Raw genomic sequence first — 25,695 nt, 5'->3', positions numbered from 1 at the left:
CCTTAACGCCACCCTACGACTCTCCTAACCATCCCGCCACAAAAGCCGAGGTCAAGTAGTACCAAACAACGACCACTCCGGGGTGTAAAAAGAGTATATACGCCGCTATCTATTGAGCTGAGTGCTATTTGGGGCGTCCCAGTAATCGTTCCAGGCCGTTCTGGATTTTGCCGTCCAGCAGCGTTTCCACAGTAGAACTGGCTGCCCGGCCTGCCAGATCGCCAATGCCGCGAACATCGATCTGGGGACTGGAAAGTGTTCCACCCACCGGGATATTAATTGACTGACCTTTTAACCCGGCAAAAACTTTCTGATCGCCAATCCAGTCGTCCATCAGCGGGATCTGCACCATCATCTGTAACGATTCATCCAGACCAACAGAGCCGGTGGTTTTGATCGTGGCCAGCTTGGTTTGAAAGATCAGTTGGCGATGATGCAGTCGACCGTTGACCAGACGGAAATCGGTTTGCTGCTCGGGCATGTGCATCAGATTGTCAACATTCCCGCCAGTCGATCCCCGTTGAAAGATATTGCGAACCTGTTGAACAACGCCTGAAATTTGCGTCGCCAGGGGGCCGGCAGCGACTTGGGCACCATGGATCCTGAGAACACCTCCGACATCGGCTGCATTCATGTTTGTCAGCGGGATTTGTCCACCGGCCAAGTCCACACTGCATGACCCACTGACTCGAGTGGCGTCAGCAAGAAGCGGAGCAGCGTACTTCAACCAGGTCTCACAAAGTTCCTGCGAGAACTGAAGATTCTGAGCCACCTCGCCTTTGGGAAGTACCAGCAGTGGAACCGAAGTGGCCAGATGAATGGCCGGGGTAATGGTCACTTTCCCCTGATTGACAGTGGTGCTGATGGGTGTCATCCGCAACCAGCCGTCTTCCAGCCGCCCACCAATATCGGCAGGCCCCACTTCCAGATTGTAATAGTTGGCCGACTCCCAGCCGATGCCCGCTTCTCCCGATAAAGCTCGCAGCCAATCGAGATCGCTGGGGGCTTCTTGCGGGAGGTTGCTCAAGCCGACCGGAGTCACATTTGTCCCGGTTTGTTCTCCGGGAAGTGTGCCAATGAACTGAAACTTCCTTCGCCCGCTTCCTGAAATGCGTAAGGGCTTGGTGGCATTAGCCGTGAGGGCATTGGTAGCCAGACGAGGAGCCAGCCGATCCCAGTCGTAGGCCAATTCCCCGGTCAACTCAATACGGCGGTCGCTGCCGTCGAGTAAGATCTTCCCGTGCGAAGTGAGACCCAAACCATTCCCCTGGAGTGACAGGTTGGCCAATTCCCACTGATTTTTACCCAGTTCTCCCTTGACCAGCCCGTTGATGACAATGTTTGACTCTTCAAAGAGAGGCTGCCACGTCCCTTGTTCTCCCGGTCGTTTGGCAAGCGACTGAATTTCAATCCGATCCGAATGAAGCTGTGTCTCCAGGCTGATGACTGCCCCTTGAGCCGCCACTTGCACTGTCCCTGAGACGATGCCCACGGGAATCGTGGTCATGGGTTGCGAAGTGGAATTAAACCAGCGAGCCAGCGTGGCGAGATCGGTTTTCAGGCCGAGAGTTCCTTCCAGCCTTTTGAACGTGGAATCGATCATTTCCACAACAATTTGCTTTCCATCCAGATTCAAAGCTGAACTGCGAAGCGTGATCAGGGGGATGGAAATCTGGCTGGTGGAACGATCCATGGCGGCGTCCAGATCGACACGTATCTCTCGGTCGATCAATTGCACACCCTGGCCCATGAGCTGAGCATCGCTCCAGCGCAGTTTGCTACCAAGAACATCCACACGCTGCTTATCCCAGGTGATGGTTGCCTGCTGATCAATCAAGCCATCCGCTTCATAGGCCCCGACCAATTGCAAGGAACGGGCGCGAACCATCCAGCGGCGGGCACCGCCTGTGGTGGTGAGTTCCACGTTTCCTGAGCTTCCATCCATCATGAGAGGCTGAAGCAGGCGAACGAACATCTTGTCGCTGGCCGAAGCAATCGTGAGGCTGCCATCCAGCGCCTGTGAAGGGCTTTGTCCCGCAGGGGCATAGAGTGTGGTATTGACCCCCATCCTCAGTTCGGATTCGTTCCAGACAAGATTGCCGGGAAGCGTGCAGGCAAAACGGCTGGCGACCAGTTCACCAGCAAGAACGACCCGCTCAGTGGTGGTTCTTTTCAACGTAAAGCCGCCGGCCAATTCTCCTTGAAGTGCGAGGCTTCCCAGATCAACAAATCGACCACATTCTTCTGCTAATCGGGCCAGGTCAGCGCGAAGATCAACCTGTCCATCATCCAGCGTCCCTTTGCCTTGAACGTCCAGAAACGGAGCCTTGACCTGAATACTTTCCACTTCAGCCACACCACCATCATTCAGTAATGACAGGCGAGCGGTGACGGGTTCGGGCCAGGTCAATTTGCGATTCTGATCACGAGCCTCGAGTCCTTCCAGTTTTCCCGAGACCGTCCAGCGTTGCTGACCAACCGCCGGCCTGGATGAGACCGCCGTCGCTTCCAGGCGTCCCGCTTCGATCGAAACTCCGTCTCGAATCCGCAGAGTGTTTGGCAGTAACCGGGCGAGGCGTGCCAGATCTACCGCTGCTGAAAGCCGGAAATCAGCCAGCTCGGCTAATGCCTGAGTGGCACTCTGTTCGCCGGCCAATGCGGATAACAACGCGGTCAGGGGAACCGGGCCATCCAGATCAACGCCCCCAACATCGGTTGTGAAACGTAACTTTTTGAAAGTCATGACGGAACCACTCTGTCCCGCTTCGCCAGCCAGTACCACCGCTTTAAGCTGTGGCAGGTCGCTTCCCAATTGCGGCAACCCCGCCGCTGAAAAGTCGGTCAAACTGACCTGGCCATTCCAGACCCATTGGGATGTATCTGCGGTAGTTCCCAGCTTCCAGTTGGCTTTCCCTGCTGCGGCGAGCAATCCCCCCAGACTTGCCTGGGGCGCAGTCCGCCGAACGAAGGCTTCTCCCATGGCCAGTGGAAGGGCGTCGCACTGAATTTCAATCGCCCCTTGGGTGTAAGTCGCTGCGCCGGTCGGTGCGAGGGCATCCAATTCGAGCTTGAGAGGAGAATTGGCTCCCCCTCCCTGAATCTGGCTCTGCAGAAGGAGTGCCAGGTGTGTGGCTGAGGTGTCGGCTTCGATCGTAAAACTGACATCCAGCCCATCAATCAGGAATTCACGAGACGGCGTCGTTTCCTGCCATTTCACTTCTCCCTGTTCCACTTTGAAGTGATAGGCATAAGGATCGCTTGTTGCTTCACCAGCCAGTAATTCGTTGAGAAGTTGTTCGACATTGGAACTCTCGCTGGTGAACTGGAGATTCACCTGAGGTTTGTGAAATGTCATCAGGCCGGGGGACATCGCATTTTTGGCGAGTGCCATCAAGGTCGACTCGGTGGTCATTCGCTCGAGTTTGACGACCACATTCCCCTGAGCATCTGCGACGACGATATCACGCAGTTCAATCGTATTCAGCCAGCCCAGGCTCGCTTCACCGATGGTGATTGTCCCGGTGAAATGGGGGAACAGCAGCCCGGGAACCCGTTGCTTCAGTGACGTTTTGGCCACGATGGTCGGTGCCAGCCACGCGGTGGTCGCTAACAGCACTAAGAAAATTCCGAGCCATTTTCCTGTACGGCTTTTGGAGCGAACCGCCTCTGTGGAATTGTCCGATGACACAGAAGAGGCAACAGACGCCTCCGAAACAGGGGCCTGAGATTCCACAGCAGCACTCCACGGCAAAACAACATTGCGTGCAGCACCTGCCTGTCAGCCGGTTGGTAATAGGTTTGAAGCCCCCGGCCCGATGAATCGGTCTGCACACGTCGACCTGATCCTCAGGATCGGTTCATACGTTATCTTCGGTTCTATGGAAACCTGTGAATTCTCTGGCGAGCAACCTCCTCTACTGCAAACTTTGCGCAATCCTCCTGAATTCACGCCAACGGACTTGGGAATGTGATCGTAAGAACAGGTTCGCAATCACGGTCGGACGGCCCGGATTTCAGTCTTATCAAAGCCTTGTCATCCCTTTTTAGAAAATCAGACGTCTGGACGGTCACTTTGGCAGAGTATATCATTGATATGTTATTGGTTGATGCGTGGTTATAAATCGCCGCACCTTTATTTGTTGATACGTTTGGGTGGAGTAGAGAAAATATGCAGGCTTCTTGTTCGTCATCTTCTGGTTTGTCAGATCGTGCAGAATCACGGCGTGGATTCACGTTGATTGAGTTGCTGGTGGTGATTGCCATTATCGCGATTCTGATCGCCTTGCTGTTGCCGGCTGTCCAGCAGGCGCGGGAAGCGGCCCGCCGGACGCAGTGCCGCAACAACCTCAAGCAACTGGGTCTGGCTCACCACAACTATCACGACAACTTCAGCACGTTCACTTACCGACAAGGTGGGAGTGATACTGGTAGCTCAGATCCCAATCGTTACACAAACAGTAATTCCGGTCGACTGAGCGGCATCGTCGGGTTACTTCCATACATCGATCAAGCTCCGCTCTTCAATCAGATCGCGGGGGCATTTGCGAATACAGGGGGATCACCTTCGCCGGCACCGGCAGGCGGCCCGGCACCATGGTTTTCCACGACCCCTTATGTGATTAACTATGCTCCCTGGACTGCCAAGATTCCCGGATTGCAGTGTCCTTCTGCGGGAACAAACCGTGCCAGTGGAAATGATGCATCGCTTGGTCGGAATTCTTATATGTTTTCGGCGGGCGACTCTTCGTCGATCGATTCCAGATCCCCACGAGGCGTCTTTGGATATTGTTCACGTGTTCGGATCGGGGACATTACCGATGGCACCAGTAACACCATCCTGATGGCGGAAGCCGATTTTTCGACGGGAACTCGAGATATTGGAAATGTTCAACGCCCATCAGGGGCGTCAGTTCTTACTCCAAATGGCTGCTTGGCTCTGTTCAATCGTTCTACTCGAGAATACATCGCATCTGCTAATCCCCAGCCTTACCGAGGGACTCGCTGTATGGATGGCGGAGGGTCGTACAGTGCCGTAAGCACCATTCTGCCGCCAAATTCCCCATCATGTGCGTTTGATAGCTGGGACTATGGCAACGGCATTTACTCAGCCAGCAGTCGTCACACGGGTGGTGTGCATGTGCTGATGGGGGATGGAGCCGTTCGTTTTGTCAGCGAAAATATCGACTCTGGAAATCAGGGGGCCGACTCCGTTTTGGCCAACATGCCAACCCAAAGCCCGTATGGTGTCTGGGGATCTCTGGGAACAAAAGCTGGCGGAGAAGTCGTTTCCGATTTTTAGTTCGGAGCAAGGGTCACTGGTCAACACCCATGTTACCGCCTTACTTTCCTAAGCAGACGGGCGTTCGCTTTCCTGTTTTCTGGCAAAAGAATGGGGTTTCGTTAGTGCAGATCAATACTTATTGATATTCTGTTTCAATAACATCGACCTGAGATGGCTCAGTGGCCCTGTGCAAACGATGCACGGGGCCGCTTCGTTCATGCCGCTCTCTTCAATTCACTCCTGATGACAGGACATCTCATGATTCAAAAGACTCCGTTCATTTCCTGCCTGGCGCTGGCGTGTTTAATGAGCGTTGGCTGTGGCGGCGGTGCTGATGACAAATGGACGAAGGATCGTCCCAAGACGTTTCCTGCCAAAGGGGTTGTCCTCAACGATGGCAAACCGGTCGAAGGGGCCAGCATCAGCTTCTTTTCCGTCGAAGGAAAGCATTCTCCCTATGCCTTGACCGATGCTCAGGGGAAGTTTGTCCTTTCCACCTTCGGTCAAAATGATGGAGCACCGCTTGGCCAGTACAAAGTCATGATTACCAAGAAAGAAGTCGAGACAAAGCCCCATCCCAAGTTCCCGGAAACGGAACCGCCCACGGTCGTGAAAGTGACCTGGATCGTTCCCGAGAAATACAGCCTCTCGTCAAAAACGCCGCTGGAAGCCTCTATCACCGAAGGCAAGCCTGCCGATTTTACGTTCGATGTGAAAGAGTAATCCGTTTCAAGCTGACAAAGGTCTTTGCCCGGAATGCCTGTCTCAATTCAGGCGTGCCGGGCATGCCCGACGTTCCTTTCTATAGCCCGTCAGATGCCTTGCTGAACGTTGATGTGATGGCATCACGACTGGCATTTCATGAAAAGGGTTGCCAGAATTTGAAGGTGAGACTGCAAAGTTCATCTGGCAACACTGCTGGCTGGTCTTGGCAACTCGGGCTTGGCCATGACAAGAATCTCGGGAAACGTGTGTATTGAAGCGCAGTCTGCTGACTGCCCCGGTGGCGTTTTCCCGAACCCTCTTTGATTCAGGCGCGACATCCGTTTTCTCTGCTGAAGATTGCTCTCTCCTATGGCTGACGAACAGACCTGGCTTTCCACGCTTTCTGCGATCAAAGATCCGCACCTGGGCCAAACGCTGGGATCGCTCAAACTCGTCCGCGGAGTCACGCTCAGAGACGATAAGGTCATTATCGCGCTGGATATCCCTTTCCCCGGATATGTCAAAGCCAATGCCTTCAAAGAGACGGTCTTGAAAGCGGTGGCTCCTTTAGCTGCCGGCAAGCCGGTCGAGCTTGATCTTGAACTGAACATCAAGGGGAAAAACTCCGGCGGCGCGATTGGTTTGAACATCAAAAACGTGGTCGCTGTCGGCAGTGGAAAAGGGGGCGTTGGCAAGAGCACTATCGCCGCCACGTTGGCTTATGGCTTGCAAGAACTGGGCGCGAATGTCGGCTTGATGGATGCGGACGTCTACGGCCCCAGCGTGCCCCATCTGGTGGGGAAGAATGAACAGCCAGTGGCGGTGGAACGCACCGGGCCGGACGGCAAGAAACTGATGCGGATTCAGCCCGTGATTGCCAACGGGCTGCCCACCATTTCGATGGGCTTCTTTGTGAAAGAAGACCAGGCTGTCATCTGGCGCGGCCCCATGCTGCATCAGGCAATCTCGCAGTTTCTCCAGCAGGTCGAATGGGGCCCGCTCGATTATCTGATCATTGATATGCCTCCCGGAACCGGCGATGTCTCGCTCACGTTGTCACAACTGCTGGGACTGGCGGGGGCGGTTGTGGTTTGCAGTCCACAACAGGTCGCGCTGCTGGATGCGGTGAAAGCCGTCAGCATGTTCCGACAAGTGAAGATTCCCGTGCTGGGGATGGTCGAGAACATGTCGGGCGACATTTTTGGTCGTGGCGGCGCTCAAGCCAAATCCCAGGAACTGGGGATCCCTTTTCTGGGCGAACTCCCCATGGAAGCCGGAATCCGCGTGGCAGGTGATGCCGGGGAAATTGCCCGACTGGTGCGCGAAGATAACACGTCACGCGATGCTTTGCTGACGATCTGTGAAAACGTCGCTGAGCAGATCGCCAAAAGCCTGCTCAGTGCCCCAAGCCTGCCGACACTGGAGATCCTCTAGCGTTCAGAGCATTCCCTTCACAGAATGAACTCATCACCATTGAGATAAACTTCCCGAAGCGCGGAACAGGTTACTGCTGATGTCTCGCAAGAAGCCACACAGTGACAAGATGCGGCACAGTGAGCCATCCCCTTCGGGGAAAGCGTCGACGACCACACAGACAATACAGAACCCGGCACTCTCTCCGCACGTGGAAGTGGTGGTGGCCTGTCTGGTCGGCTTGAGCTTATGCGTCCTCTGGTGGTTGCCATTCTTTGAAGGAGCCACGCTGATTGGTGGCGACCTGTATTCGTATTATCTCCCACAAAAAGCCTTCTTTCAGCACGAACTGAATGCTGGTCGGCTTCCCTTGTGGAATTCCTGGACAGGTCATGGCTACCCCGTGGTGGCCGAAAGTCAGACGGGTCTCTTTTATCCGCCCCGATTCCTCACGGTCTGGCTGTTTACTCCAGATCGTGCGTACGTCGTCGAGCAGATGTTCCATTATGTGGCTGCATTTCTGGCGATGTGGCTGTATCTGCGGCAGTTGAGCCTCTCGATCCCCGCGGCGATCTTTGGCAGCGTTGTCTATGTTTACGGCTGGTTTCCCACGCGAATCATCTTTGAATGGGCCATTATTGGTGGCCTTTACCTTCCACTGGGATTGTGGCTGATTGAGCGGTTTTTCCTCTATCGCACCTGGAAGTATCCTCTGGCGCTCGCCGGGATGCTGGGGTTGCAACTGCTCTCGGGCCATTACAACCTGGCGTTTCTGGAATTGCTGACGTGGCTGGTTTACGTCCCCGTGCGTCTGGCCGTCATCTTCCGGCAACAAGCTGCAGCAGAAAAAGAACCTTCAGCCGCTCCATGGCGATGGCAACCACTGGCCGCCGCACTTTTGTTGGCAATGGTCAGTGGTCTGGGGTTGGGAGCCATCCAGCTTTTACCGACCTGGCAGCTAAAAGGGGAATCCCAACGAGCCGAAGCTGGCAATAGTTTTCAGCCGGGATATGGACATATCCCCCCATTGTTCCTGACACAACTAATGATGCCATCGTGGTGGATGCAGGACGCGAATGTCGATGATCTGCTCCCCCGCATGACCAGTCTTTGCAATGCTGGCACAAACCGGGTGGAAGCTCATCTCTATGCGGGGCTTGCGATTTGGTTAGGGTTAGCCGGCATGGGGTTCTTTCTTCTCAAGAAAAAACCTGTTTCGGGATGGATTCCCGCATTGTTGATCTCTGCGGCCGTTGCGGCCCTGTTTGCCACAGGGCTTCCTTTGATCGTCACGGCGAAGCTTCCGGGGTTTGCCTATTTTACTGGCCCCGGACGATTCGGAATGCTCGTGACCTTCTGTCTGGCGGCCGCCGGGGCGATGGCCTGGGATGCTGTCATGACTCTGATGATCCGCCCGCTGCGTTTCCCTCTTTGGGGCCTGCTGCTGATCTTTACGTGGTTCGATCTGGGGATCGTGGCCTCTCAGGCGACTTATGGTGTGATTCTTGAAAAGTCGCCCTATCAGTTTGCTTCTCAAAGCCGCGTACGTCAGATACTGGCTGATTCACCGCATCAACCCGTGCGGCTCTATGCTCCCGGCCCGAACCTGCCCAATCTGCTGGGGCAGTCTTCAACACCCGTGTATCTGGGGATTGGCCCGGCGGCTTACTTTGCTCAAGATGCCGAGTTCCCGAAAGAGGCCCCATTCGGCGAACAAATCGAATTTCTCTCGAAGCAGGGAGTCACTCACTGGCTCTCGATGACTCCGCTCGAACCGTCTCACTCGGGAGCACTGGAATTGGTCTGGTCGGGCTTTGATGAATTCCTCAATCGCGCATGGGCACGCTTTGAAGAACCTCTTTATCTGTACCAGCTGAAATCACCACTTGGCCGCGCATATTTTGAAGAAGCCGGCCTTCGTGAACAGCGCCCCATCAAGTTCATTCATCACACACCTCAGTTGATAGAACTTCAGGTCGCAACTGGCCCTGCGGGGACTTTGGTGTTGAACGAACTGGCCGACAAAGACTGGAAGTTAACGATCAATGGTGTTCCCACAGACTGGCAACCAGAGGGGCTGAGTCGCCACGCAGCACTCACAGAAGCGGAAGCAAAACTGGTCTGGAGCTATCAACCAAAGATGGTCTGGCTGGGAGCTGGAATCAGCCTGTTGATATTCTTTGTGCTGGCCACGCTGGCCCATCTCCGCTTCTGGCATCCCCAATTGACGAAATGGTGGGACAACGCCTTGCGACAACAAGCCGATTGACAGTGCTGCTTTCAATTGACGGCGTTATCGGAGAAATCGCACCCGATCCAGATCGGGTAACCGCAGCAGCCATTCATGCTCACCCACTTTTAACCGCCCAGGCTGAGACGGAAGGTGGACAAGAAACGGCTTGCCAACCAGCAGGTTCTTATGAACGGCTGGCATCTCCCACCGCCGGCTGTCGTGTGAGACCGGGCTATTGTCACCCAGTACGAAATATTCGTCCTCGTTCAATTGATATGGACGATTCACACCATTCCGACTCCGCTGAAATGTGTAGTAGATATCCCGATAGAGAACAGGACGAGAGACACGCACCGTCCCCCCCGTGGCTCCGAATCGAATCGGCATTCTGGGCGGTTCAACATTCGGTGGTATTGGCGACAGGGGCCACGCGGGGAATACTTCCTGCTCATCAATCGCCAGAGCGATTTGTCGATCGATCATCGAGACTTCAACTTTGATCGATTGACCCGGTTCGGGAGGCGTCCAGGGGCCAATACGTAGCGGGCGATCTTCGCTTTCACCGAACAGCATCACCGCTTGCCGCTCACTATCGAATCGGGCGGTATATCGTTCTTTCCCATCTGTCATTTGTACCAGAAAACGGGCAGGCCCCTGAGGAAATGCCAACTCGGAAACAAATGCGAGATCACGCACCGCACTTGGTTCAATCGCGGCTTCAGGAGGGTTGTAGCCGTAGCGATCCGTGATGGGCGCTAAATGGGAAGCGGCTTTTAACTGATCGACCGCAAGATGAAAGAGGGGATCTTTAGAATTGATCTTTAAAAAGGAAACCATGTCGTCTGCCAGAACGCCGTAGCAACTGAACTGCTGCTTTTCGGGTTGATATTTAATTCCTGAGGGAGGCAGGATTGAAGCCGCCAGATCTTTCGGCCAATGGCTTAAATGCACCGTGGTCGTATGCGTCCCGCCGGCACGAATCCAGTGCTGGTATTCAACCCACGAAACTTCGGTTGAAGGTTTTGGCTTCTCCAAAGTCTGGCTCGAGGTGGCCTCTGCTGCCATGGCCAGCGGCTTATCTTCAACTCTGTCAGCTTCGGCTTTATGAGGGGGAGGGCTGGAATTTGTGCTGGCTCCTTCACGGAACAGAAAGCTTGTTCCGGAAACTCGCCAACCTCTCGTTTGAGACGTTGAGTCGATCACGCCCTCTTCAGGCACCCAGCGTTCGTGAAAATTGGTGTCTGCGCGAGGGTGATGTTCCTGATTAAAGACCGGGATCCACAGAGCACGCTGTGTCTTCAGGGGCTTTCGTTCCAGATGGTCATTGATCCAGAGATCGCCGGATTGAATCCGGACGGCTTCACCCGGCAGACCGACAATCCGCTTCACATAGGCTTCTGTCGGCAGGTTCGGGTTACGAAAGACCGCCACTTCCCAGCGGGCGGGCTGATTCCATAAATATGCCTGTTTATTAACGAGCAGTTGATCGCCATGGTTACGAGGCACATTGGCCAGGTCAATTCCCGATTGGCTGCAATTGGGACAGATGGCCCGTTCGACAGCGAACTCGGGTGACGACGCTTCAAGCCCCGCTGCCGATTCGTCCCAGGCAGTTCCGTAGGCAAAAAGCTCCTGGCACTTTGGGCACGCCACCCGCTTATGAAAACCAAGCAAAGTCGGCGCCATCGACCCGGTGGAGATCATGAAGCCTTCTGCAGCAAACGTGCGAAACAGAATGACCGCCAGCAACAAAGCGACAATTGATTCAAACGTCGTACGCAGTGCTCCACTGGCCACAGCGGTTGCCGACGGCTGCGGAATATCCCGGTCATGGTTGATGGGCGGCAACTGCGGCATGAAAATCTGGCCGGAACTCGGAAGAATATCACAGGCGAAACAGCACGCCCCTGATCAGCATCTTAAAACAAACCGGGCCTGCATGGCCTCACCAATGCCCTCTCCAGTGTATGCACCGCAGGTCACCCCGAGAAGATCGACAACAATTTCAAATTTGTGATCGTCGATTTCGGAGGGAAGAAGTTGGGAGTCACTCTCTGCGGTGCATCATCAATAACAGGAACGATACCACATGAAATTACGGGTCAGCTTGCCAGAAAATCTGCTGGAAGTCATTGGCAAATCGATGGTTGCCGCTCTTTCGGCTGTTGTTGTACTCGTGGCCGCCCCCTGGGTTCACGCCGCTGAAGCCCCATGGCCCAAAGCACTGACGGAATTTGTCCCCCTTGTTCAGGAACCTCTATTTTCTGGACGAGGTATCGCTGAAAACCCATCTGGCAGCCTCTCTGAAAGCCCGTGGGATGCCCGAATTCGCGAACGAGGCGACCTGATGCGACTCTCACCGCATGAATGGCGACTCTGGTTCACGGGATACGATGGCAGCAAGTCCGGGATTCGCCAGTTGGGCATGGCCACATCCCCTGATGGCTTAACCTGGAAGCGGGTTCAAGACGGCCCGTTCTTGCCGGGGGAATGGGTCGAAGATGTCTGCGTTCGCCAGATTCCCCTCACTGGTGACAAAGTTGCTGGCCAGAAACGCTTTGTCATGTTCGCCGAGGGAAAAGACGATCAGATGCAGTGGTTCGATTCATCCGACGGCAAAGATTGGAAGCCTCTGGGAGGCGTGGAAATCCGTCGTACCAATGGTGAACGGATCCCACCCGGCCCTTATGGCACCCCCACACTCTGGATCGAAGATGGCGTTTGGCATCTCTTTTATGAACGACGAGACGCCGGTATCTGGCATGCGACATCAACCGATGGTCACGTCTGGAATCATGTCAGCGATACTCCGGTTCTGGTTCCTGGCCCCCAGAACTTTGACCAGGTACTGATCGCTGCCAACCAGATTTTCCGCCATGGTGGCTTCTACTATATGGTCTTTCATGGAACGGGCGACACCATGGCCCCGCGACGTTGGGCGACCGGTCTGGCCCGCTCAACCGACTTGATTCACTGGGAGAAATATCCCGACGGCCCCTTACGCCCCATCGACGAAAACAAATCCAGCGGCATCATTGTGCACGATGGCCTGAGGTATCGTCTCTATACCATGCACGACCAAGTCGTTGTGCATGTCGGCCCTATAGAATGATCCTGCTGAAAGCTCATCAGATCAGGCGTATTTCAACCTGTCGGACGAATTTGATGGCGACCGCCTTTGTGAATCAGTTCATTCACCGCCCAGTCGTAATAACTCTTCAGCGTCGTTTCCCAGTCACTTTCATTCAATAACTCATGCAGATGATCGGGAAGAATCTGGAGATCATGAAACTGCCCGGACAAGGCTGACATGAGTTCCATTGAGCCACGCGGATCAACAGTTCGGTCATCGCTCCCCTGCATAATTTTCACGGGGACACGAATTCGTGCAGCGTGATCGTGAACTTGCCGTAAAGCGGATTGCATCGAAAAGAACCAGCGTGCGGTAATGCTTCGCTGAAGAAATGGATCTTCCCGGCGGCGGGCAATAAACTCGGGATCATGAGTCATTTGCTTGTGGCGCAGTTTTGTTACAAAGCGGGTTGTGGGCGCCAGATAATTGCAGAGAGCACCCACAGCCAGCAATCCCAGCGGAACATGCTGGCTCATCTTCAGCAATGGAGAGGAGAGCGCCAGAGCACCCAGGCCACGGGGGTCTGTTTCGGCATAACGGCAGGCAATTAACCCACCCATGCTATGGCCAAGCACCAGAAGTTTGCTGGGGTCGAGAGATAACTGATTCCGAATCGCCACGAGATCCTGCACATAGTCCTGAAACGTGCGGACATCAGTACGAATCCCACCTGAGCGACCGTGCCCGCGTAAATCGGGCACAATCACGCGGACACCGCGTTGCAACAGCCACCGGGAAACATGGTTATAGCGGCCGCCATGCTCCGAGACTCCGTGCACAATCATCGTGACCCAGCCCGCACTGCGATCGGGGCGAAAGTCACGGTAGCGGAGATCCAGCCCGTCCGCGGTACGAACCTCTGAGAGCCAGCAGGCACCATTCACCGGGGAATTCCTCCAAGGCTGACATGACATCGGCGAAGACAACATTCCTTGACATCGGTTGTCGGCTGCCCGATTCACAACTGATTGAAGGAAACTATCGCAATTCTCTCGATCATCCGGTTTCCTCAAGTGGAGAAATGCGACTTTCTTTCCCGGATCATCTTCATCGCCTTAGCCGGACAGTTCAACTCATCGACAAATCTTTACAGCCTCTCCCCAGTTCACCCAATTCGTGCAAAATCTCGCGAGAGCAATCAGGAAAGACTTCCAGAATCGGAACACCAGACTGGGGAAATCATCGAACGTTTGCCCACCCTTCCGAGGTAAATCTCTGAGGCAGTGCGGGAGAGGCTCTGGTTTGGATTGTCACACTTGCTGAAAGATACAGATAAATCATCGTATCTTACTTGTGATGCTGCACTTACGATTTTCTCAGTCAAGCTGTGTCACACTCGCAGCATTGGGGTGAGCGTGCTTGTTCAAAGCTTTGAGCAGGGGACGTTGAGAAGCAGGCACGATGTTTAAGACCGGAATCGAAGCCATTTGATAGAGGGTCACAAAAAACTCGGTGTTAAGAACATGTCCGGAATGAGAGATGGCGAGGAATTTGACAAAGTCGGTAATTGCACTTCTGGAAATTGGTCGATAGCGTAACATTCAGGCAATTACGATGACGTGCTGCAGAATTGCGCGTTCTGCTGCGATGATGGTTGGTATTTTGTAGATCGTGTCTTGAGAGAAAAGAGATCGCCTTCAGCTCGCGGCAAATCCCTTGAGCTGAGGCGGGAATAACGCACAATGAATAGCCTCATCTCAGTGGACGCACCGAGGTGACCAGGTTTTTGGAGAAGTCATGGCCAGCATCCCTCATCCCCAGGATGACATCATCTACGAGATGGATTTCGCCCCGCCCTGGTGGGAGCGGATCAAAGAGGGCGGTGCATGGACTGTCAGCGTGGGCTTCCATCTGGTGCTCCTCTTTGTGGTCTCGCTGTTTACCTTCTCAGCCACAATCCGTGAGCAGTTGGCGATCACCAGCATTCTGGAAGAAGCTCCCAAGGAAGAAGCCGAATACAGGTTTGATACAACCGTTTCGGACAACATGGGCAACAGCGATACCAGTTCTCACATGCTGGGGGCTTCTCAAACGGCCTCTGTGACGATGGGAATGAAATCGCAAGAAGACTTCAAAGAACAGCTTGAAGAACCCTTCAGACCAGAACTCCCCACGGTTGCAGTTGTCGTCGAGCCATCCCGCACTGAATTAACTCAGGCAATCAGCACTCAGGGAGCCACTGAGCACCCTGGAGGAGTTGAAGGGGCCGTTGATCGCATGGCTTTTGAAATTGCGGCCTCATTGCGAGAGAAAAAGACCCTCGTTGTCTGGCTGTTTGATGTGTCGCCTTCGTTGCACAAGCGCCGCAATATCATCGCTGACCGCGTGGAAAACGTTTACAACCAACTGAATGCGATGAATGTGTCCGCAGATAAGGCGTTGAAATCCGTGGTTGTTACCTACGGGGAAAACACACGCATTCTGACAGATGAGCCTCTGGACGATGTTTCGCAACTCATCAAGACGGTGCGGGGTGTGAAAAGCGAATCCGGCGGTCTGGAAAACACTTTCGGCGCTGTGATGACCGCAGCCAGCAAATTCATGAGCTACCGGACAAAAATGGGCCGGAACGTCATGATGATTGTCGTGACGGATGAAGCCGGCTCTGATGCCCGCGAAAAACTGGAACAGGCCATTTCCGTGACGAAACGCGCCGGGATTCGCTGTTACGTCGTCGGTGATGCCGCTCCTTTCGGAAAACGCCAGATTGAAGAACCCTTCCAGATGGAAGATGGGGAGCAGGTGATCGGCGTGATGGAACGCGGGCCGGAATCCTTCTATCAAGAATTTGTCCATCTGGGTTTCTGGGGAGTGAATGCGTATGGCCTGGAAAACCTTTCATCGGGGTTCGGCCCCTACGGGTTGACCCGTCTCTGTGCAGAAACCGGGGGTCTCTTCTTTGTCGCTGATGCAGGCAAAGGGCCATCGCTGGATCCACAAACCATGCGGAACTATCAGCCCGATTACCGACCCATCCCGCAATTGGATGCCGACATCCGCAAAAACATGGCCAAGCAGGCGCTGGTCGCTCTTGCTGAGCAGAACAAGGATGTTCAGATTCCTCTGCCCAACCTTGGTTTCCCTGCTGCGAATGATGGTGAATTGCGAACGGCCATTGACCGGGCACAAAGACCTCTCGCCGATTTCGACTACAAGATTTCTCAGCTGTTGACTCAACTGGAAGTCGGTGAAAAAGATCGCGCCAAAGTCACTGAACCTCGCTGGAAAGCAAACTACGATCTGGCCATGGGTCGACTGTTGGCATTGAAAGTCCGTGCCTTCGGTTACAACACCATGCTGGCTGAAATGAAGGCTTCTCCTCGTAAGTTCGAGAAGCAGGGTAACAACCGCTGGGAGTTGGTTCCTGCCAAGGAAATCACTTCAGGGGCAAGCGTCAAGAAACTGGGCAACCGCGCGAACGAGTATCTGAAACGCGTTGTTGACGAGCATGCGGGAACCCCTTGGGCGTTGCTGGCCGAGCGTGAATTAAGCCGTCCTTTGGGCTGGGATTGGAAGGAAGCCTACTACAACCCCGCTCCCATGCGTGCTGGTGGTGGTGGCAACGAGAAATTACGGCCACGATTTGCCGAAGAAGAAGATCCCAAGACAGGCAAAAAAGTGAAAAAAATGATCCCTGCCGGCGGCCCGGTGCGCCGCGAGATTTAATCCCAGTCACGGCTTTGTCTTGGAGGATTGGTTGAATGGGGATGGGTTGAATAAGGTACAGCATCCTTCCGTACCTGCATCCTCAATCCTACGACTCGCCACATAAAATGGCCTGTTGAGTGTCACTCAGTGTCTATCCGGGGAAGCTCCCTCTCCCTCGTGGGAGAGGCCCGGGATGAGAAAACTGGGCGAGGGGATCGATGAACCAGCCGTGTTTCCAAAGCTAACACCAATCCCCCCTTCCCCTCATCCGGCCTTCGGCCATCTTCTCCCTCAGAGAGAAGAATTTGATGGCTACCGCCCCGACTTACTTGCCAAGCATTTTGGCGCAAGCCTTCGCACACTTGGCGCACATCTCAGCACATTCTTGACAGCATGGCTTGTTGCTGGCGCTGCACATCTTCACGCAGTCGAGGCACGTCTTTTCGCACAGTTCACAAGCAGCTTTCCAGTGCGGTGATTTGGTCTCGATCATCCCTGCGCACACAATGCACATCGATGAGCAGATCTCGCAGCACTTGGCACACTCGGGACGATCTTTCTTGCAGCATTCAATGCAGTCAGCACAGACTGCCGCACACTCCCGGCATTGTTTGGCGCAATCATCTTCAGCGACGATCGCAGACGCTGTCGCTGAACGCGTCAGGCTGGTGGTGCCAGTGGCGGCCAAGGAGGCAATTGCAATCGCACCCAGCATCGAATTCAAAGCAGTACGACGATCCATGATGAAAACCTTCTCTTAATCAATGAGGCAATGAACGCCTGGCCGGTGGACAGCAAACAACGCGTCTTTCCCTGACCAGAGCGAGTAAATTTCGGAAATGCAGAGATCATGAGCACGCACAATGCGTGAACTCATCGGGCCAATGACAAGCGTTAGCGATGGGCTTTCGTTGGGCGTGCTGAAAAGAAAATCGGCGACTCAACAAAGCACAACGAGAACCTGTGATCAACTTCACACTTCAGAGTGAGGGAGGATCAACAGAGATGCCAGAGACGCTCAACATTGCCAACTGCAATGGAGCTTCTGCCTGTCTGGAGGCGAGAAGTGAGGACTTTCTGTGGGATTGATGGGGACATTCACCACCCAGCAGCAGCTTCCGGGAAGATCGGCTGCAACGGGGAGAATGGCAGTCACCAGGCTCAATAAGCCAGCCGCATCATAGTCCACCATCGTCGAGGGAATGGCATGGTCAGGAGTAGCCGCCTCAAGAATGGGACAGGTCTGCCCGGGATTAAACAGGCCATAAGGATCTAGGCAGCAGTGAAGATGCACGCTTTCTGCTGGTTGATGGCAGGAGTCCGTCCGTTCTGCCTGTTTTTCCGTGCCGGAGGTACGGCAGCAGTGGCCAGCCTCATCCTGGGAAAAAGACGTCAGGGAAGGATCAACTTGCCCAGCGATCTGCCTTGAGCCACAGCACTGTGTGAGCAGAATCGCCGGGACGTACCCCGAGCCAATCTGCAGCAAGCACAGAGCCATAACAAAGGCACGCGACACGATCCCGTTCCTTACTCGATTTGTAAGTCCCGATCACTCAGAAACGCAGACACACCTCGTCCGCCAGAATTCGCTCAACACATCATACGCAAGAACGGAGAAAAGCGAGAGACCAGTTTTCAAACTTCCAGTTCTGCAGCGGCAACAATCAACGCCACCTCTGGCTTTCCTGAAAATTGGGGCAACTCGCATTTTGTGGCCTGCCAGCCCCCATGCACGATGTTTCCCGTGAAGGGAGGCCCGCCATCGACCTTGCCTGTGACTGTCCAGCGGTTGCCAATCTCCCCGGCTTCGACTGTCGCGCGCGTCCCCTCATCGCGAGTCTCAATCCGCTCCAGGCCAAAGACGCGACTCACCACTTTACGGCAATCGCGGTGAATATCCTTCGCCACTGCCCCCACTTGAGCGTCGTCAAACCCTGTCAAATCTTCCTGCAAAAAATCAACCAGTCGAGCCTCCCGCTGAAGCATCGCCAGCAAAGTGACAGCAGGATTCTGAGTGGGTGGAGTGACCACAGCCACGGGAGACTGAGGCTTGACGGGCGGTACGACAGCAGGTGCCGGTGCTTCTGAAGGAATCAGCGTTTTGCCTGCCAATGCACCTTCCACCAGAGCCGCTTTTTCATCGTTGAACAAAGTGCCAAAAAAGGCTTTGAACGCGGTTCCCAGATGGATCATACCGACTCCGTTTCGTTCCGATTCAAGGCTCTATTCACGTAGGGCAGGCTCCCGCCTGCCTTTCTTGATTGAGGATCAGGTGATCGTGGCTAGCAGGCGGGAGCCTGCCCTACGAATCATTTTCGATCCTTTAATCCGCGACCGCCAGACACACGCGCGGGCCGCGAACGCTGCTGGAAAGCTCCAGTTCGCTCAGCGCCTCACGTAACTGACCGGCTGATGTCCGATGTGTCATGATGATGAGCGGCACGACCGGGGTATTGCTCTTGGGATCCACTTCAGGAGCCTCTGGCTGGACGATGGAAGCCAGGCTGATCCCCTTCGCCCCCAGAATCCCCGTGACTTCAGCCATCACGTTGGGCTTGTCTTCCACCCGCAGGCGGAGGAAGTACCGGCTTTGCGTCTGGTCGGCGTGCATGACTGGGAATTCGGGGTTGTCTCGCCAAAGGTCAAGACGGTTGAACGTCAACTGAGCGCGTCCCACCGCTAAGTCGATGAGGTCAGCCGCACAAGCAGACGCTGTGGGCGCCTGGCCAGCCCCACGGCCGGAATACCACATTTTTCCCACCATGTCCCCTTCCAGCAGCACGGCATTGAACGGGCCAGAAATCTGAGACAGCGGCGTATCCTTCTTGATCAGAGTAGGCCGCACACTCATTTCCAGTTGACCACTGGTAAGCCGTGCCTGAGCCAGCAACTTGATGTGATAACCCAGATCACTGGCACATTTGAGGTCGCTGAGATCGAGGTGATCGATGCCCTGAATATCAAACTGATTGGTCGTGACCCGTGTTCCAAAAGCCAACTGGCAAAGAATCCCCAGCTTTTGCCCCGCATCCAGACCACTGACATCAAAAGTGGGATCAGACTCGGCATAGCCCAGATCCTGAGCCTGCTTCAGCGCAGTATGGTAATGCTGCTCATGCGTCTGCATCTCGGTGAGGATGTAGTTGCTGGTGCCGTTGAGAATCGCCTGAATGGCAATAATCTGGTTCGCCGCCATCGACTGCCCTACGGCTGCGATGATGGGGATCCCCCCCGCCACCGCCGCTTCAAAGCAGACGGTGCGACCATATTTTTTGGCGGCGTGAAAAATCTCGTCGCCATGTTCACATAACAACGCTTTGTTCGCCGTAACAACATCTTTGCCCGCTTTGAGAAGCGAAAGAATGACTTCTCGCGCCGGGTGAATCCCGCCCATCAATTCCATGGCAACGGTAATTTCCGGATCATTGACCACAGCATCAATGTCGTTGGTCAAGACACCTGGCTCAAGACGGATGTCTCGTGGCTTATTCAGGTTGCGAACAACGGCTCGTTTCAGTTGAATCGATCGGCCGGCCCGTTCGGTGATCCGGTCAGGGTTCTCGGTGAGAATCCTGGCCACACCGGTTCCGACATTTCCCAGACCAATAATTCCAACCTGCAAGGGTGCAACCGACATAAGGTGTCCGACGATCTCAGAAGGAAGCCCCACGATGAGAGACAGAGACAAACTGTCATCTCAATTCAGGGCATCTGAAAGTTAAGTTTGTTGTGGGATTGCGGTTCTCCATGAGTGGAGAACAACTTCCGTACGACCAAAAGAACATAACCAGAAGAAATCGTAATGACCACGCCAGCCCCATTCCACACAGCGGCGGCTGGCGAGAAATTTCACTTGAAGTACACCGCAGTGAAAATCATGTAACAGACATCAGCCAAACAACTTGTAAATCTTCATGCGATAGGCCAGGCCATATTTTGAATAACACCATCTCTCGTCGCAGAACGGTTCTCCAGAATGATTTGGCTCCTTCAAACGACAAAATCTTCTCGTGACCGTAAAACCTGTATCCTGCTTGGGCTGATCCGAGTTCAACATCGGGATAATCCCGGCTGACAGAAAGGAGGTCTCCGATTTCCACAAACTTCTCTTCATTTCAAGTGGGGGCGGTGACGTACCTCAACTCCAAGCCGCTAATTGAAGACCTGGAGCATTTGCTTCCCGAGGCCACATTACGGCTCGATTATCCCAGTCGTCTGGCGGATGATCTGAAGGTCGGTCGGCTGGATGTGGCTTTAATTCCGTCGATTGAATACTTCCGTATTGCCGAGCATGCCGCTTGCCGGGTGGTGTCCGATGCCTGTGTGGCCACACACGGTGCGGTGCATAGTGTGAAGCTTTATACGCGCGTCCCCTGGCAATCGATCCGAACGGTCGCCCTGGATGAAGGGTCGCGAACCAGTGCGGCTCTTGCGAGAATCCTGCTTCATGAGCGATATGGGCTGCTCCCCGAGCGACAACCTTTTCCGCTTTCGACACGCATTGAAGAGACCACCGCCGACGCAGTGCTGATGATCGGTGATCGAGCCATGTCTTCCCCGCGAGAAGAATTCCACGATGTGTGGGATCTGGGCGAAGAATGGCTCAAACAGACCGGCTTGCCGTTTGTATTCGCCATGTGGGTCGCCAGCCCTCAATTCTGTGCAGAAAGCGATGGCACAAAAAACTCCGCGATCAACACCAACGCAAACATCACTGCCAATCCTCATCAACCGGTTCAAAAAAACAGTTCCCACGAACCTGATGACGTTCCTGTTCCCTGGAGCCTGCCTGTCGATAACATACCTGAGAAAGCCATGACTCAGGCCAAAGCATCACGACTTCAAGGCTTGTGCGGTGGTGAATCAAGTCACGATCTGGGACGATGGAGGCCGTCGCAGCGTTTCGAGACATTGCAACGACAACTTGCCGAATCACGTGATCGCGGGGTGGCTCGCATCGAAGCCATTGCTCGCCGCGAAGCGCCACTTTTGCAGATGACGACAAAAGAAATCATCCGCTATTTCACCGAGAATCTGTTTTTCACATTGGGATCAGACGAACGACAGGGCTTGCAGTTGTACTATCAGCTAGCCGCTTCGCTCCAACTGGCCCCTCGAGGAGTATCCTGTGACTTCCGCGATCCAGTCGCTGCTCGATAAAGCTGTTGCCGGCGAACGCCTGACCTTCGAGGAAGGGGTGGCCATCCTCTCTTCCCATGATCTGCCGGCCATTGGTGAAGCGGCCCACCGGGTCACGACCCGCCTGCATCCCGAGCCATTTCGCACATACAACATTGATCGCAACATCAACTATACGAATGTCTGTACGGCGGTCTGTGATTTTTGTGCCTTCTATCGTCCACCCAGGCATGCGGAAGGTTACGTTCTTTCTCAGGAAGAACTTCTCCAGAAGATTGAAGAGACCGTCGCACTGGGCGGAGACCAGATCCTTCTTCAAGGAGGGCTGCACCCTCAATTTAAGCTGGAATGGTATGAAGAGATGCTGCGGGGAATGAAGTCAGCCTTTCCTCAGGTCAACATTCACGGGTTCTCGCCGCCAGAGATCTATCACTTTACAAAAGTGAATAAGCTGCCACTCAAGACCATTCTGGAACGCTTGCGAGATGCTGGCCTGGGAAGTCTTCCCGGCGGTGGTGGCGAAATCCTGGTTGACCGCGTCCGTAAAGAAATCACTCGCGGTAAAGTGATGACCGACGACTGGCTGGACGTGCATCGCGTCTGGCACGAACTGGGCGGCAAATCGACCTGCACCATGATGTACGGCCACGTCGAAACATTGGCCGAACGAATTGAACACCTCGAACGCCTCAGGCAACTTCAGGATGAAACCGGCGGCTTTACCGCTTTCATCTGCTGGTCATTCCAGCCCGATCACACCGATATGGCGCACATTCCACCCGCCGGAGCGTTCGAGTACCTCAAGACGCAGGCCGTCGCGCGGCTCTATCTGGATAACATTCCGAACATCCAGTCATCGTGGGTAACTCAAGGCGAAAAAATCGGCGGATTGGCTCTCTTCTATGGTGCGAACGACATGGGAAGCCTCATGATCGAAGAGAACGTGGTGGCGCAAGCCGGGACTGTCCACCACCTCACGCTTTCGACGATCCGACGGCTGATCGAAGATGCGGGCTACATTCCCCGCCAGCGGAATGTCTTCTATGACTACATCGACCAGTACCCTTTGGCGGAAGGAACCTTGTTACCCGATCTCCCTGTGAAGTCCGTTTCTGCGGAGAATTCTTCCACCGGATCGTGCGGTACCAACACTTCTTCCTGCTCCACCTCAGTGGCAACAGAAGCAATCACCGCGACCCAAGGCAACCTTCTGCCAATCCTGAAATCGTAGACCTCGTCAAGCTTGTCCATTATTGGACGCCCCGTTGTTCGCATCGCAGCATGCGACACCTATTCCGATTTAAAATAGCGATCTGTGTGCCATGCTTGCGGCTTTGCGCATCTCTCAACGCGCCGTTGATTTCTGGAATGCGTATTGCTACTCAGCACACGATTTATTTATGAACCTTGCGACATAAAGGAAGCCCGGTTTCTATGACAGAAACCGGGCTTCTCATCGTGCCCATCACTTGTAACTCAATTCCCGGAATTTCATGTCAACACCAGGAATCAAGACAAGGACTTTCACCGTTCCTTAGGTCAATTCCCAGCCCTTGCGGTATTCGCGGGTCAGGAACTTGTTGGCGTCGGGAATGTTGGTGACCTTCATGTTGACGCCATCCCACTCGATTTCCTTACCGGCACGCAAAGCGACGTTGCCCAGCAGGACGGTTTCGGTCAGGCGGCAAGCGTAATCAAAGTTTGACATCGCCAGTTCAGGCTTGTTTTCCTTGATCGCGTCAGCGAATTCCTTGAAGTGGCCAGGGGAAACCTTGTATTCGGGCTTCACATATTCCTTCCACTGGTCGGAAGGAAGCAGTGTGTAGGTGCCGTGATAATCGTTATCCGAGAAGATGCTTCCCTTCTCGCCGATCACCAGCGAACCGCTCGCGCCCTGCTTCACACCAGGCATCAGTGAAGGATCAGGACGATTGCCACCATCGTACCAGTGGAGGGTCACTGGGCCGCGCTTGTCGTTTGCCTTGAACTTGTAGGTGATCTTCGAGTTCTTGGGATACGACTCGTTTTCAATAATCCCCGATGATTCCGCGACCACGGAGACCGGATCAAACAGGTCAAGCGCCATCACCGACATATTCATCGTATGACAGGCCATGTCGCCCAGGGCGCCGGTGCCAAAGTCGAGCCAGCCACGCCACTTGAAAGGAGCGTAAGCCGCATTATAAGGACGGAAAGGAGCAGGCCCGAGCCACAGATCCCAGTCGAGATTCTTAGGCACCGCTTCTTCACCAGCAGGACGTCCCAGACCCTGTGGCCAAATCGGGCGGTTCGTCCAGATGTGAACTTCTTTCACAGCACCCAGATCACCCTTGCGAATGATCTGAACCGCTTCACGCAGGCCGCCTGAGGAAGTCCCCTGGTTCCCCATCTGGGTGCAGAGCTTCTTTTCATTGGCGAGTTGGTGCAGCAGGCGGGCTTCTTCAATGGTGTAAGTCAGTGGCTTCTGACAGAACAGGTGTTTGCCTTCCCGCAGAGCACGAGCTGCTGATACGGCGTGAGTGTGGTCAGGCGTGCTGACGGTCACGGCATCGATGTCCTTGGACATCTCGTCAAACATCTTGCGGAAATCAGTATACTTCTTGGCCTGTGGATAGCGGGCAGCGGCCTTTTCCAGGCGATCGGTGTCAACATCGCACAGCGCCACGATCTTGCCATGACGGCCAGCGTCGTCACGATCGCTTGACCCCTTGCCTTCCACCCCGATGCAAGCGAAACGGATTTCGTTGTTGGCCGAACGCTCAGCTTCCTGGGCGACAACACTCTTGGATCCCACGTACAAAGCGGCGCCAATCGCACTCGTCTGTTTGAGGAAGTCACGCCGGCTAGACTGGGACGCGGCTGATAAACCATTCGGGCTTCGCATGAAGAATTCCTCTGGGTGTGGTGGGCGACGATGTTTGAACAGACAGTCGTATCCAATGCGGGGAGCAGCGAGCGCGGCAGGAGCATGACAGCCAATCACACCAAACATGAATCGGCTGTCACGGTACAACGAACCCTTTTCTTTCGTCAGGATCTGTCGACGGTCACCCGTCAAATATATCAACAGGCACCTGCGCGTAAAACGTCCTGCAGAGAATTTTCTCCGAAGTCATCAACATTCTGCCAATTTCAGGCCTGACAACACCGGTGAACCAACATGCCTGTGCAGATCAGAAACCACCCTTGCGGGTTAATTCCTGAAATCGCTTGAGCAGATCCTGAGTGATCGGGCCGGGCTGGCCAGTTCCAATCGGCCGCCCATCCAGACTCACCACTGCCACCACTTCTGCCGCCGTTCCCGTCAGGAAGCATTCGTCTGCAACATAAAGATCGTGCCGGGTCATGGCTTCTTCTCGCACGGGATACCCCGCTTCCCGGGCCAGACGCATCACCGCATTGCGGGTGATGCCCTCAAGAATCCCGGCATCTTTCGGCGGTGTCAGCAACGCACCGTTTTTCACAATGAAAATATTGTCGCCAGTACATTCCGCCACTTCCCCCTTGTGGTTGAGCATCAGTGCTTCCACCATTCCGGCGTCCGTTCCTTCAATACGGGCCAGAATATTATTGAGGTAGTTCAGCGACTTGATCCGGGGACTGAGTGCTCCCGGATGATTGCGAATCGTGCTGGCTGTCACCAACTTCATGCCCAGCGTATAGGTCTCTGGTGGATAGAGCGAAATCGTATCGGCGATGACAATCACCTGAGGATTCGACGTCCGGCGGATATCCAGCCCCAGACTGCCCGCACCACGGGTAACAATCAGTCGGATGTAGCCATCTTGAATGTTGTTGGCAGCCACCGTCTCTTCCACCGCTTTTCGCAGTGGCTCAAGCTCCATGGGAATGACCAGACGGATCGCGCGGGCACTCTCGTAAAGCCGCTCGAGGTGTTCATCATGCAGGAACACTTTCCCACCGTAAACACGAATCCCTTCAAACACTCCGTCACCATAGAGAAGTCCATGGTCAAACACACTGATTTTGGCGTCGGCTTCATCGACAAGTCGATCACCGAGAAAAATTTTGAGAGGCATCTGTCCGCATCCCGCTGGAAAACATCAATGGTGAAAAGTCGACTATACGTTGTATCCGGCTGATTGCCCGAGGGGAACTCTGGCTGTGTCAGCCTGCGTCAAA

Annotated in this window: 17 protein-coding genes; 8 read left to right on the top strand and 9 right to left on the bottom strand. The window is 54.5% G+C overall.

All coding sequences use genetic code 11. From position 1 onward, the window contains the following. Positions 1-124: 124 nt before the first annotated feature. Positions 125-3,733 (bottom strand): AsmA family protein, encoded by a 3,609-nt coding sequence (locus tag SH287x_RS00660; RefSeq protein ID WP_479516485.1) that lies wholly within the window; start codon positions 3,731-3,733, stop codon positions 125-127. Positions 3,734-4,168: 435 nt separating this feature from the next. Here SH287x_RS00660 and SH287x_RS00655 point away from each other — a divergent pair, with 435 nt between their 5' ends. The 4 genes from SH287x_RS00655 (at position 4,169) to SH287x_RS00640 (ending at position 9,668) form a co-directional block, all read left to right on the top strand. Next, positions 4,169-5,299 (top strand): DUF1559 domain-containing protein, encoded by a 1,131-nt coding sequence (locus SH287x_RS00655; RefSeq protein ID WP_479516484.1) that lies wholly within the window; start codon positions 4,169-4,171, stop codon positions 5,297-5,299. Between the two features lie 240 nt (positions 5,300-5,539). Then, complete coding sequence (locus SH287x_RS00650; protein ID WP_479516483.1) at positions 5,540-6,004, top strand: carboxypeptidase-like regulatory domain-containing protein; 465 nt, start codon at positions 5,540-5,542, stop codon at positions 6,002-6,004. A 351-nt stretch (positions 6,005-6,355) separates the two neighbouring features. Then, the gene (locus SH287x_RS00645; protein ID WP_479516482.1) at positions 6,356-7,420 is read left to right on the top strand and encodes an Mrp/NBP35 family ATP-binding protein; all 1,065 of its coding nucleotides are present in this window, start codon (positions 6,356-6,358) and stop codon (positions 7,418-7,420) included. Between the two features lie 79 nt (positions 7,421-7,499). Next, a complete protein-coding gene (locus tag SH287x_RS00640) occupies positions 7,500-9,668 on the top strand; it encodes a hypothetical protein (RefSeq protein WP_479516481.1) in 2,169 nt (722 codons plus the stop codon). A 24-nt stretch (positions 9,669-9,692) separates the two neighbouring features. Here SH287x_RS00640 and lepB read toward each other — a convergent pair whose 3' ends face one another. Beyond that, the gene (lepB, locus tag SH287x_RS00635) at positions 9,693-11,489 is read right to left on the bottom strand and encodes a signal peptidase I (RefSeq protein WP_479516480.1); all 1,797 of its coding nucleotides are present in this window, start codon (positions 11,487-11,489) and stop codon (positions 9,693-9,695) included. Positions 11,490-11,721: 232 nt separating this feature from the next. Between lepB and SH287x_RS00630 the strand changes: the two genes are divergently transcribed. Continuing rightward, positions 11,722-12,744 carry a glycoside hydrolase family protein gene (locus SH287x_RS00630; RefSeq protein WP_479516478.1) on the top strand — a complete coding sequence of 341 codons (1,023 nt, stop codon included), beginning with the start codon at positions 11,722-11,724 and terminating at the stop codon, positions 12,742-12,744. A 32-nt stretch (positions 12,745-12,776) separates the two neighbouring features. On the opposite strand, the gene SH287x_RS00625 is transcribed toward SH287x_RS00630, so the two are convergent. Continuing rightward, positions 12,777-13,649, bottom strand: a complete 873-nt coding sequence (locus SH287x_RS00625) for an alpha/beta hydrolase (protein ID WP_479516477.1) — start codon at positions 13,647-13,649, stop codon at positions 12,777-12,779. Positions 13,650-14,502: 853 nt separating this feature from the next. Here SH287x_RS00625 and SH287x_RS00620 point away from each other — a divergent pair. Further along, positions 14,503-16,431 (top strand): vWA domain-containing protein, encoded by a 1,929-nt coding sequence (locus SH287x_RS00620; RefSeq protein WP_479516476.1) that lies wholly within the window; start codon positions 14,503-14,505, stop codon positions 16,429-16,431. Positions 16,432-16,738: 307 nt separating this feature from the next. Here SH287x_RS00620 and SH287x_RS00615 read toward each other — a convergent pair whose 3' ends face one another. From SH287x_RS00615 to SH287x_RS00600, 4 genes are all read right to left on the bottom strand, one after another. Further along, on the bottom strand, positions 16,739-17,155 hold the full coding sequence (locus tag SH287x_RS00615; protein ID WP_479516475.1) for a four-helix bundle copper-binding protein: 417 nt from the start codon (positions 17,153-17,155) through the stop codon (positions 16,739-16,741). A 276-nt stretch (positions 17,156-17,431) separates the two neighbouring features. Beyond that, positions 17,432-17,929 carry a hypothetical protein gene (locus SH287x_RS00610; protein ID WP_479516473.1) on the bottom strand — a complete coding sequence of 166 codons (498 nt, stop codon included), beginning with the start codon at positions 17,927-17,929 and terminating at the stop codon, positions 17,432-17,434. 119 nt (positions 17,930-18,048) lie between these two features. Continuing rightward, positions 18,049-18,606, bottom strand: a complete 558-nt coding sequence (locus tag SH287x_RS00605; protein WP_479516472.1) for a DUF2760 domain-containing protein — start codon at positions 18,604-18,606, stop codon at positions 18,049-18,051. Positions 18,607-18,736: 130 nt separating this feature from the next. Then, positions 18,737-20,050, bottom strand: a complete 1,314-nt coding sequence (locus SH287x_RS00600) for a homoserine dehydrogenase (RefSeq protein WP_479516471.1) — start codon at positions 20,048-20,050, stop codon at positions 18,737-18,739. Positions 20,051-20,541: 491 nt separating this feature from the next. Between SH287x_RS00600 and SH287x_RS00595 the strand changes: the two genes are divergently transcribed. Both SH287x_RS00595 and mqnC read left to right on the top strand, forming a co-directional pair. Beyond that, positions 20,542-21,573, top strand: coding sequence for a menaquinone biosynthetic enzyme MqnA/MqnD family protein (locus SH287x_RS00595; protein WP_479516470.1), 1,032 nt, complete (start codon positions 20,542-20,544; stop codon positions 21,571-21,573). After that, positions 21,542-22,783, top strand: a complete 1,242-nt coding sequence (gene mqnC, locus SH287x_RS00590) for a cyclic dehypoxanthinyl futalosine synthase (RefSeq protein ID WP_479516468.1) — start codon at positions 21,542-21,544, stop codon at positions 22,781-22,783. The genes SH287x_RS00595 and mqnC overlap by 32 nt, the downstream gene beginning before the upstream one ends. 303 nt (positions 22,784-23,086) lie before the next feature. Here mqnC and SH287x_RS00585 read toward each other — a convergent pair whose 3' ends face one another. Further along, a complete protein-coding gene (locus tag SH287x_RS00585) occupies positions 23,087-24,436 on the bottom strand; it encodes a Gfo/Idh/MocA family protein (RefSeq protein ID WP_479516467.1) in 1,350 nt (449 codons plus the stop codon). Between the two features lie 289 nt (positions 24,437-24,725). Continuing rightward, positions 24,726-25,592, bottom strand: coding sequence for a branched-chain-amino-acid transaminase (gene ilvE / locus SH287x_RS00580; RefSeq protein ID WP_479516466.1), 867 nt, complete (start codon positions 25,590-25,592; stop codon positions 24,726-24,728). Positions 25,593-25,695: the final 103 nt, after the last annotated feature.

The organism is Planctopirus sp. SH287 (genome assembly GCF_056500625.1).
The sequence above is the reverse complement of the archived record's forward strand: the minus strand, read 5'-3'. Positions and strand labels throughout refer to the sequence as shown.